The sequence below is a fragment of the Acidobacteriota bacterium genome (assembly GCA_029861955.1).
Lineage (GTDB): Bacteria > Acidobacteriota > Polarisedimenticolia > Polarisedimenticolales > Polarisedimenticolaceae > JAOTYK01.
Genome location: JAOTYK010000035.1, coordinates 23,448 through 33,316, shown reverse-complemented (window position 1 = coordinate 33,316; position 9,869 = coordinate 23,448). Strand labels below are relative to the sequence as shown.

10 protein-coding genes are annotated in these 9,869 nt (G+C 61.9%); 5 read left to right on the top strand and 5 right to left on the bottom strand.

From position 1 onward, the window contains the following. Positions 1-564 (bottom strand): hypothetical protein (locus OES25_14665; GenBank protein ID MDH3628886.1); only part of this gene is annotated, 564 nt, incomplete at its 3' end. Between the two features lie 87 nt (positions 565-651). Between OES25_14665 and proS the strand changes: the two genes are divergently transcribed. Further along, complete coding sequence (gene proS / locus OES25_14660; GenBank protein MDH3628885.1) at positions 652-2,133, top strand: proline--tRNA ligase; 1,482 nt, start codon at positions 652-654, stop codon at positions 2,131-2,133. A gap of 3 nt (positions 2,134-2,136) precedes the next feature. Here proS and OES25_14655 read toward each other — a convergent pair whose 3' ends face one another. Next, on the bottom strand, positions 2,137-4,572 hold the full coding sequence (locus OES25_14655) for an AAA family ATPase (protein MDH3628884.1): 2,436 nt from the start codon (positions 4,570-4,572) through the stop codon (positions 2,137-2,139). 126 nt (positions 4,573-4,698) lie between these two features. Here OES25_14655 and OES25_14650 point away from each other — a divergent pair, with 126 nt between their 5' ends. The 4 genes from OES25_14650 to OES25_14635 all read left to right on the top strand — a co-directional run bounded on the left by OES25_14650 (position 4,699) and on the right by OES25_14635 (position 8,190). Further along, entirely contained in the window at positions 4,699-5,271 is a 573-nt protein-coding gene (locus OES25_14650) for a sigma-70 family RNA polymerase sigma factor (protein MDH3628883.1), read from the top strand. Further along, complete coding sequence (locus OES25_14645) at positions 5,268-5,894, top strand: zf-HC2 domain-containing protein (protein MDH3628882.1); 627 nt, start codon at positions 5,268-5,270, stop codon at positions 5,892-5,894. The genes OES25_14650 and OES25_14645 overlap by 4 nt, the downstream gene beginning before the upstream one ends. Further along, the gene (locus tag OES25_14640; GenBank protein MDH3628881.1) at positions 5,894-6,850 is read left to right on the top strand and encodes a hypothetical protein; all 957 of its coding nucleotides are present in this window, start codon (positions 5,894-5,896) and stop codon (positions 6,848-6,850) included. Before OES25_14645 ends, OES25_14640 begins: the two co-directional genes overlap by 1 nt. 62 nt (positions 6,851-6,912) lie before the next feature. Next, the gene (locus tag OES25_14635) at positions 6,913-8,190 is read left to right on the top strand and encodes a VWA domain-containing protein (GenBank protein ID MDH3628880.1); all 1,278 of its coding nucleotides are present in this window, start codon (positions 6,913-6,915) and stop codon (positions 8,188-8,190) included. On the opposite strand, the gene OES25_14630 is transcribed toward OES25_14635, so the two are convergent. The 3 genes from OES25_14630 to OES25_14620 are packed head-to-tail and all read right to left on the bottom strand — an operon-like array spanning position 8,187 to position 9,815. Next, a complete protein-coding gene (locus OES25_14630; GenBank protein MDH3628879.1) occupies positions 8,187-8,459 on the bottom strand; it encodes a lipid-A-disaccharide synthase N-terminal domain-containing protein in 273 nt (90 codons plus the stop codon). The genes OES25_14635 and OES25_14630 overlap by 4 nt on opposite strands. Beyond that, positions 8,449-9,165, bottom strand: a complete 717-nt coding sequence (locus tag OES25_14625; GenBank protein MDH3628878.1) for a glycosyltransferase family 2 protein — start codon at positions 9,163-9,165, stop codon at positions 8,449-8,451. Before OES25_14625 ends, OES25_14630 begins: the two co-directional genes overlap by 11 nt. Continuing rightward, the gene (locus OES25_14620) at positions 9,162-9,815 is read right to left on the bottom strand and encodes a hypothetical protein (protein MDH3628877.1); all 654 of its coding nucleotides are present in this window, start codon (positions 9,813-9,815) and stop codon (positions 9,162-9,164) included. The genes OES25_14625 and OES25_14620 overlap by 4 nt, the downstream gene beginning before the upstream one ends. Positions 9,816-9,869 lie beyond the last annotated feature (54 nt).

The window sequence follows — 9,869 nt, the reverse complement described above, 5'->3', positions numbered from 1 at the left end:
GATTCGATCGAGAACGCTCACGCTGACATCTCCGGAGAAGCGTGGCACCACCACCGCCTCGACCTTTCCGGCGGGAGCCCCTCCCAGGTACAAGGTGGTGCCCGGAGTGAAGCCGGACAAGTCGATATGGGAGAAAGCTGACCGGATCTCGGTGGTGACATGGAGCTCGCCGTCACGGCGCTGAACCCGGAGGACGTCGTAATAGGCCCCGCGTGCCAGCGAGAATAGTTTCACGGTACGAGCCGGATCCCCCTCGAGTGGCACGTACCCGATCTCCTTTCCGCGCTCGTAGACCTCGATCTGCCCCATGAGATAGATCCGAACCCATTCCTCCTCGCCGGTCACGCCGGTCAGGGCCGTCGATTCCGGCCCGACCCGACCGGGGTCGATGAGGCAGCGCAGCTCGGCCAGATCCCCATCCTGCACGGCACGGAAGTATCGCCCGAGAACGTCTTCCGCCTGCCCCGAGGGTGATTGGCAGGCCATCGTGACGGCCAGTGCCAGGAGGATCCACAGGCGGCCGACGGGGACGGAGCACCTCGACTCCATGGGGGATGTCATCATGGGACGATTCTATCTCGCTCCCGATCAAGAGACGATCCTATAATGCCTCGCTCGTTGTCCATGTAACCACGTCCCCCAGGAGCCACGATGGCCAAGAACATCACACCACGCGCCGAGGACTACTCGCGCTGGTATACCGACCTCGTTACCCAGGGCAAGCTGGCGGATTACTCGCCGGTCAAGGGCTGCATGGTCATCCGACCCCACGGCTACGCGGTGTGGGAACACATGCAATCGGTGCTCGACGGGATGTTCAAGGCCACGGGACACAGCAACGCGTACTTTCCGCTGTTCATTCCGAAGTCGTTCCTGGCCCGCGAGGCGGAGCATGTCGAGGGCTTCGCCAAGGAATGTGCGATCGTCACGCACTCGCGTCTCAAGTCCACGATCGTCGACGGCAAGGTGACCCTCGTCCCCGATCCGGACAGCAAACTCGAAGAAGAACTGATCGTCAGGCCGACCTCGGAGACGATCATCTATCACATGTTTGCCAAGTGGGTTCAGTCCTACCGCGATCTTCCCCTCCTCATCAACCAGTGGGCCAATGTGGTTCGATGGGAAATGCGAACCCGCCTGTTCCTTCGCACGACGGAGTTTCTCTGGCAGGAGGGTCACACGGCGCACGCGACGGCAGAGGAGGCGGAGGAAGAGACTCGGAAGATGCTGGACGTCTACGCGACGTTTGCCGAGGAGACGATGGCGATCCCGGTCATCAAGGGCATCAAGACGGAGAGCGAGAAATTCGCCGGCGCCGAGACTACCTATTGCATCGAGGCCTTGATGCAGGATCGAAAGGCGTTGCAGGCGGCGACATCCCACAATCTCGGACAGAATTTCTCGAAAGTCTTCGAACTGAAGTACCAGGACGAGGACGGGGCATGGAGCCACGCCTGGAACACGTCGTGGGGTATGTCGACACGCATGATCGGCGCCCTGATCATGACCCACAGTGACGATGACGGTCTGGTCCTTCCACCGAAGGTGGCTCCGACCCAGGTCGTGGTCATCCCGATCTGGCGCGGTGACGACCCGAAGGATGCGATCCTCGAGGCCGCCCGATCGGTCGCCGATGAGCTGCGAGCGCTCGGACTTCGTGTCCATCTCGATGATCGAGACCATCTGAGCCCGGGCTTCAAGTACCACGAATGGGAGCTAGCCGGTGTGCCTCTACGGGTCGAGCTGGGTCCCAAGGATCTGGCCAAGAACTCGGTCGCCCTGGCGCGCCGAACCGAGCGAAAGAAGAGCTTCGTCGATCGGGAGGCTTGCGGCGCAACCGTCGTGCAGATGCTGGACACGTTGCAACAGGAGCTGTTCGACGCCGCACTCGCGCGACGCGAGGAAGCCACCATGACCGTCGAGGACTACGACGCGTTCAAGCGCGCAATCGAGGATCCCGGCGGGTTTCTGCTTGCTCACTGGTGCGGCGACGCGGCATGCGAGGCCCGAATTCAGCAAGAAACCAAGGCGACGATTCGCTGTATCGCGTTAGACCAGCCGGAAGAAGCCGGCACCTGCCTGATCTGCGACGGCGTCTCCAACAAGCGAGCCCACTTCGCCAAGTCCTACTGACGCCTAGGCCTTTTGCTCCTTGGCGATCTTCGCGAGACGGGTCAGCTCGGCGTCGACGGCCGCGTAGAGGCTCTTCGGTGGGAACGTTCCATCGTCCCTTCGAACTCCCGCCACCTTGCCGGTCAGGACCTGAAGCCCTTCCTCGATGGAGTTGACACTCCAGACGTGAAAGCGACGTTTGCGGATCGCAGCCACGACGGCCTTGTCCAGCATCAGATGCTGACAGTTGCGACGGGGGATCAACACCCCCTGGCGACCGGTCAGCCCGGCCTGAGCGCAGACCTCGTAGTACCCCTCGATCTTCTCGTTGACACCACCGATGGGCTGGATCTCTCCGCGCTGGTTGACCGAGCCTGTCACGGCGATCCCCTGATCCAGAGGAACACCGGAAAGACTGGAGAGCAGTGCGTACAACTCCGTCGACGAAGCCGAGTCACCGTCGATCCCGTTGTAGTTCTGCTCGAAACAGATGGAGGCGCTGAGCGTCAACGGACGATCTCGCGCGAACCGGTGACGCATGAATCCGCCAAGGATCAACACGCCCTTCGTGTGCGTTCGCCCGGACATGCGAGCCTCTCGTTCAATGTCGATGATGCCGCCCCTGCCGACCGATGTCGTCACCGTGATTCGACTGGGCTGCCCGAAGGCATGGTCACCGGCATCCAGCACGGCAAGTCCGTTGATCTGACCGACCGCCTCCCCGTCAAGAGTCAACAGCTGCTGACCGCGGGCCACACTTTCCTTGAGGTAGTCATCCAGTAGGTTGACCCGGTCGATCTGCTTGGTCACGGCTTCGTCGACGTGTTTCTCGCGGACGACTCTTGAACCCGCGTTCCGGGCCCAGAAGCCGGACTCGCGAATCAAGTCGGCGATCTTACTGAAGCGCGTCGTCAGTTTCTCCTGGTGGCCCGCCATCCGAACCGCGTGTTCGGCGATTGCAGCCACTGCCTTCCGATCGAACTCCGGGAGCCCATCGTCACCCACCTTCTTGTGGACAAATTGCGCGTAGTTGCGGAGCTCGCCGACGCTGCGAGGGGTCACGCTGGAAAGCTCGGCCTTGATCTTGAAGATCTTCTTGAAGTCCTCGTCGAGAGCCGACAGCAGGCGATAGATCTGGCGGGTCCCCAGCAGGATCACCTTGACCCTGATCGCGACCGGCTGAGGTTTCAGCGAGACACTCGCGAACGGAGATTGGCTCTCCTGCGGCTGCACGGTGACCTCTCGATGACGGAGCGTGCGCTTCACGGCGACCCAGAGCGGCGGGTCCGCAAGTAGGTCCATCGCATCCACGACCAGACAGCCGCCGTTGGCACGGATCAAGCTGCCCACCCGAATCATCGTATGGTCAGACTCCCACTCACCTGCCCCGACTCGATCCGCATCGATATGACCGATGAGATTACGATAGGATGGCGCCTTCTCCCAGATGATCGGGGGTCCCTCGCGCTGGCTGTTGTCGACGATCACGTTGACCCGATAGCGAGTCAGGATCGCCGTCATCTCCAACTGGGACTCCTCATGTTCACCCTGGGCCTCGTGGGCCCGTCGGATTCCATCCAGATGGACCAGCAGGTCTTCATGGACACCCTCCAGGTAAGAGACGAGTCCATCGATGTCACTGAATAGGTCGGCGATCTCTCCGATCGCGTGGTGTAGCAGTGGGTCGACCAGGCGACCGTCGAGGTCGTGGAGACGTTGTCGGATATCTCGATCGACGTTTCGCAGCGTCTTGCCCAGCGCCTCGAGTTCGGCACGGAGGACCGGAAGTCGTTCCTTCAGTCGGGAAAACTCTTCCGGGTCAAACCCACCGCTCTCGACCCGCTTCTCGAGTTCATCCATCTCGACGGGATCGTCATCGATCTTCGGAACGAGCTGAGGGATGACCTGGGTACCGATCTGAACCTGAACCATGGTGAATCCGTAGCGAGCGACATGCTTTTCGAACTCTTTCAGGAGGTTCTTCTGTCGATCCCGCGTGGCCTCGACCATCGCGGCCCGCTGCTGCCGATAGGTGTCCGACTCGAACAGTGCCGGCAGGTCCTCGAACAGTCGATCCGTCAGTAGTTCCATCGCCCGTCGGAAGGCGGCGCCCATACTGGCCGGGAACCTCAACAGGACCGGCTCCGAGGGGTCGATGAAGTTATGAACGAAGACCATGTCCTCGTTGACGACGTCCTCACCCGAGAGCCCATTGAGCAATCGGCGAACGATGGTCGAACGACCGGTTCCGACATCGCCGGCAACAAAGACGTTGTAGCCGGCACCGTGAACCGCGAGACCGACGGCCAGGGCATCCTGAGCCCGGCGCTGGCCGATAATCTGAATGGGCTTGTCGTCCAGTTCCTTGGTCGTTCGGAACGAGAACATCTTGGGGTCGCAGCGCCAACGGACGCGGTCCGCGGAAAGGCGATACTTTGTACGTCGGCTGGCGGCGGCCATGAATCCTCCTCAGCCGGTCCAGAAAGGTAGGCTGGCGCCTATAGTAGCCTGACCGGAACGCGACTTGAGACCAAATTCGTGGAACCCGGGAGCCCGAGGCAGCGTTCCATCCCGCGAGGGGCGAGCATGACGGACCGCACAGCGCGTGACCATCGGCTCGTCGAACGGGTACGGCAGGGAGATCACGATGCCTTCGGGACGCTGGTCGGTCACTACCAACGGTTGGTCGCTTCGGTTGCGTGGCGCTACGGAACGCCACCGTCGGCGATCGACGACGTGGTCAGCGAGGTCTTCCTCAAGACCTACTCCCGACTCGAGCAGTTCCAGCCGAACCACGCGTTCTCTACCTGGCTCTACCGTTTGGCCGTTAATCACGTCATCGATCGATCCCGTCGACAACGTCGCGACCCCGCACAGGAAGAGCTTCCGTCCGACGTCGAGTCCGCGGCCCCTGGCCCTGCGGATGAGATCGAATCGGTTGAGCGACGTCGGCTGCTCCACGCCGCGCTCCAGACCCTCTCGCCTCATTTCCGCGAAGTGGTCTTTCTCGTCTACATTGAGGGCATGAGCGTGAAGGAGGCGGCAACGATGTTGGGCCTACCGGAAGGCACGATCAAGACCCGCCTCATGCGGGGCCGCGATGCACTACGCGTACGTCTCAGCCGACGCCACCCCGAGTACTTCGGCGAGCTCACATGAATCACCGCCGTGCGCGTCTGGCGTTCAGCGAGGCCCGAGCGGGCCGACTCTCGGACCGTTCGCGGCAGCGCCTCGAGTCCCATCTCGCTCGTTGCGCGAAGTGCCACCATGACAGAACGGCAGAGGCGAGAATCGCGACGGAGCTTGCGACGCTTCGAACCTCGACCACCGCGGAGGACCAAGTCCTGAGATCGGTCGACGTGCGTCAAGCGGTGCTTGGCCAATTGCCCGCAAGCCCCACCGCCTCCCGACACGGATTGCCCTGGCGGGAACTGGGCGGGCTCTCCGTCGTCGCGATGGTGGGCTCGGTCGTTCTGGTGGCCGCGCTGGCGCAGTCTCTCCCGCAGGCCGTCGAGGCCGCCCGAACGGGGGCCGGACTTCTCGAAGTGGGCGGGATCCTGCTAGCAAGTGTCTGGCGTGCGGTCGTGACCGTGCTGGAAGTCCCGTTCGTTCTCCTCGGAACTCTCGTCGAACCACTTGAGCGACTGTTTCGTTGGTTACGAACGATGACACCGGCAATTCCGGCGCTCGTCACAACGGCCTACATGATGATGACCGGCGTTGTTCTGTTCGTGATCGGTCGGGATCTGCGTCAACCGCGGATCACCGGAGAGGAGGGTTGATGCGACGCCCCACGGCACTGCTGATGTTCCTGGTTGTGGTTTTCGTCGGCACCCTGGCCGCCTATGGACAGGAACCGCCCGAGCGGTACAAGGAAGGTCCGTGGGTCAGCATATTCGCCAAGCCCACGACGATCCCCGCCGGCACCGTGCTCGAGGGCCCCGCAATCTGTATCGGTTGTGAATTGACGCTTGAGGGCGAGCTCGAAGATCAGATCGTCGTCGTCTTCGGCAAGGTCACGATCAGCGGCACCGTCGAGGGAGAAGTGGTTGGCGTGCTCTCGGATCTTGATCTCCGAGGCGCAACCGTCGACCGACAGGTTTACAACATCCTGGGGTCCGTTGATGCCTCCGGTGCCGACCTGCAGGGCGTGATCGATCTTGGAATGGGAGACTGGGTCTCCGGGTTACCGTCACCGGTTCACGTCGTCGCGTTCGTCTTCCGTTGGTTCAGACTGATCAAGATGTTCTTGATCTTCCTTGTGATCGGACTCATCGCCGCGCTCGTCCCCGATCGCGTGCGTACGATCGGCGCCGTCGCGCCGCTTCGGTACGGGACCGCGTTCTTCGTGGGTCTACTCGGTTACCTGGGCGTGATGGTCCTCCTTACGCTGCTCTCGGTCACGGTCATCGGACTCCCACTGGGGTTCGCCCTCTTCCGTGTGACCAAGTGGTTGGGCGTCTGCGCCGTTCTCTGGGCCGTCGGGCACCGAATCGGACGAAGTTTCGGACGGGACCTTTCGGTGATGGCGGCGACCTTTGTCGGTTTCGTTCCCTATGCAATCCTGATGCTCGCTCCCCTGTGGCTCGGAGTACCCGGCCTCCTGTTCAGCCTCCTGGCAGGACTGTTCAGCTGGGTGTTCCTGGAGATTCCTGCGTTGGGGTTGGTGTTGCTGACACGATTTGGAACTCGCGGTTCGGCCCCCCCCGCGACGACTGCGGTATCCGGCCCGCAGTAGGCTTACCGCAGTCGAAGCCCGGGCAACTTGGCACATACGTCCGTGTTGCGTAGCATGGCTTCATGTCTGCTGTGCCCCAATCTGTCGAACCTCGGCGACGACGATGGATCACGCTTTTCGGCTCCGTCCTGCTGGCTCTCATGGCCGGCCACGCCTGGGCCGACATCGCGATCGTGAGTCCGCGCAACCTCTCGTTCGCCATTGGCGACACGCGGGTCGAGGTGGCTCCGTCCAACGCCGGCGGACGCAGCGTCGAGCGGATCGAGATTCGGGTCAACGACGAGCTGGTCACGACGATGACGGCAGCGCCGTGGAAGACGTCGTTCGATGCCGGGGACGGTAGTCGCGGTAATCGAGTCGTCGCCACCGTCTTCTGGTCCGACGGGACCAGCGAATCCACGTCGATCCGGACCTCCCAACTGAGAATCAACCAGGAAGAAGAGGTCGACCTCGTCAACGTGTTCCCGATCATTCGGAGCAAACGCGGAAGCTACGTTCCGAACCTGGGTCGTGACGACTTCGAGATCTACGAGAACAACATCAAACAGTCGATCTCTCGCTTCAGTTCGGTCGGCAAACCGCTGCGTTTGGCCCTGGTGCTGGATGCCTCGAACACCATGCGTAAGGGCACGCGACTCGAACAGGCCAAATCCGCAGCGCTCAGCTTCATCAGCGTGATGGGCGAAGCGGACGAGGCAATGCTGGTGACATTTTCCGATGGCGTTGCCGTCACCCACCCGATGACCGCAGACAAGGAGAGCCTCTCCGCGGCCGTAGTGGGGCTCGAGGCCTCGGGGGGAACGGCCCTCTACGACGGAATGTGGCGGGCATCACGGGAGCTCCGCGACTTTACCGGTCGTCGTGTCCTCGTATTGCTGTCCGATGGGCGTGACGAGTCCTACTCGGGTCTCGAGCCGGGAAGTCTCCATACTGCCGATGAAGCCATGGAGGAGGCTCGCCGCAACGAGGTGATCATCTTCACGATCGGCATGGGCAGCGGCAGCGATCGGGTGGTCCAGTGGCACCTTCCGCTGGCAGAGCAGTTGACGGGCGACGAAACGACCAAGCAGTTTCTGGAGCGGATCGCCGCATCAACCGGTGGACGATCGTTCTTCTCGCCACGTTCCGGACAGCTTCGTCGCGCATTCGGACAGGTTGCGGAGGCGTTACGAGCGCAATACGCGCTGGCCTATTCCAGCCAAGATCGAGAGAAGAACGGCGAGTGGCGCTCGATCGAGGTTCGCATCGCCGACCGCGACGATCTTCAGGTGACATGTCGCGAGGGCTACTATGCGAGCTCCTCGGGTGATGTGGAAGACGGCGTCGGATCCGGGCACTAGGCCTCGTCGCTTCGACGCTCCAGAGCGAGATTCCGCATATAGATGAGCAGGCCCATCGACTGTCCCAGGATGAACACCGGGTCCATCCGCCAGACCGAATAGGCCAGCAGACAGAGCCCGCCGGCGATCGAGAACCACCAGAATGCGATGGGTATCATCGGTCTTCCACGGCGTTCCGAGACGGCCCACTGCACGATCAGGCGAATGGCGAACATCCCCTGCCCGAGTAGCCCGATCCCCACCCAGAGTCGTTCCGCATCAATGCTCACGGTGAACCACCTCGTAGTCCAGCCGTCGGCTCTTCATCCACCGCACGGCCAGAAGATCGATGAAGCTGCGCCACGCGCGGTCCCAGATCCCATATTTGCTTTGTCCGGAATGACGCGGTCGGTGATTGACCGGGATCTGACCGACGCGAAACCCCTCGATTCGAAGGAGCGTCGGCAGGAAACGATGCATCCCGACGTGCAACTTAAGAACCGTGAGGCACTTTCGCCGGAACGCCTTCAGAGAACAGCAGGTGTCGATGATGTCGTCTCCGGAAACGACGTTCCGAATCCCGTTGGCCAGCCTCGATAGCACTCGACGGTGCCATGAGTCTTCGCGGGACCGACGATATCCGACGACGGCGTCCAGATCGTCTCCGGCAGCGTCCAACAGCCGGCCGATGTCCCGCGGATCGTTCTGCATGTCCCCGTCCATGGTGACGACCCACTCGCCGCGCGCTTTACGGAAGCCGGCGTCGAACGCAGCGGTCTGCCCACGGTTCTCTCGCAGATGCAACGGAACAACCGAGTGATTCGCCGCCGCAACCCGGTCGATGACCTCACGCGACCCGTCGTCACTACCGTCGTCGACCAGGAGAATCTCGAACCGGGAGGAAAAACCGGGAAGTACGTCAAGGAGCTCGATGACGATCGGTTCGATGTTGTCGCGCTCGTTGAAAACCGGGATGACGATCGAGAGATCGATCATGACTCGTCTCGCCATTCGGGCTTCGGTGGTTTCCGATTGATGAACCACAGCCCACGGAAGATTCGGAATCGCTTCAGGAACGATTCCTCTTCATCCGTGTACGGGCCGGCGCGCAAGACCTCTTTCCACTTCAGCAACGCCGATCGATCGAAATTGGCCAGTCTCCGAAATAGAAGCCGATGGAGCAGGCCTGCGGGGCGAAGCCGGATCGCCGCCGCGAAGTCGACGACGAAGACCTCGTTGCTCGTAGTGACCAGGACGTTGTGTCTGGACCTCAAGTCCGAATGGACGACGCCGCGAGCGTTAATCGCGCGGACGATCTCCACCAACCGCGGAAAGACGTCACATCCTCGCTGTTCGCGATCGGGTGCATAGCCCAGCTGCTCACCCTCGATCCACTCCAGAACGATCGTGATCCCATCCGGTCGCCCGATCAGACGTGGCACGCCGGGCACACCCTCAAGACGGGCATACGCCGCGCTTTCCCGTGTGGTCTGGATCCAGCCGGAGATTCGCGACAACAGGGTTTTCCCTGCGAATGACTTCACGACGACCGGGAAGCCGTCGACATCGACCCGCATGACGTCCGCCTTGAATCTCCGACCCGGCGTCAACAACGTCCCTTTACGCACCTGTTCCGCGCTCGGCATCTCGCCGCGATTGTGACGCCCCGGTGACGGTGTTATCGTGGGGGCGTATTCGGT

Excerpts from the sequence above, each read along its gene's own strand:
- proS (MDH3628885.1), top strand. The coding sequence starts at position 652 with ATGGCCAAGAACATCACACCACGCGCCGAGGACTACTCGCGCTGGTAT.
- OES25_14655 (MDH3628884.1), bottom strand. The coding sequence starts at position 4,572 with ATGGCCGCCGCCAGCCGACGTACAAAGTATCGCCTTTCCGCGGACCGC.
- OES25_14650 (MDH3628883.1), top strand. The coding sequence starts at position 4,699 with ATGACGGACCGCACAGCGCGTGACCATCGGCTCGTCGAACGGGTACGG.
- OES25_14645 (MDH3628882.1), top strand. The coding sequence starts at position 5,268 with ATGAATCACCGCCGTGCGCGTCTGGCGTTCAGCGAGGCCCGAGCGGGC.
- OES25_14640 (MDH3628881.1), top strand. The coding sequence starts at position 5,894 with ATGCGACGCCCCACGGCACTGCTGATGTTCCTGGTTGTGGTTTTCGTC.
- OES25_14635 (MDH3628880.1), top strand. The coding sequence starts at position 6,913 with ATGTCTGCTGTGCCCCAATCTGTCGAACCTCGGCGACGACGATGGATC.
- OES25_14625 (MDH3628878.1), bottom strand. The coding sequence starts at position 9,165 with ATGATCGATCTCTCGATCGTCATCCCGGTTTTCAACGAGCGCGACAAC.
- OES25_14620 (MDH3628877.1), bottom strand. The coding sequence starts at position 9,815 with ATGCCGAGCGCGGAACAGGTGCGTAAAGGGACGTTGTTGACGCCGGGT.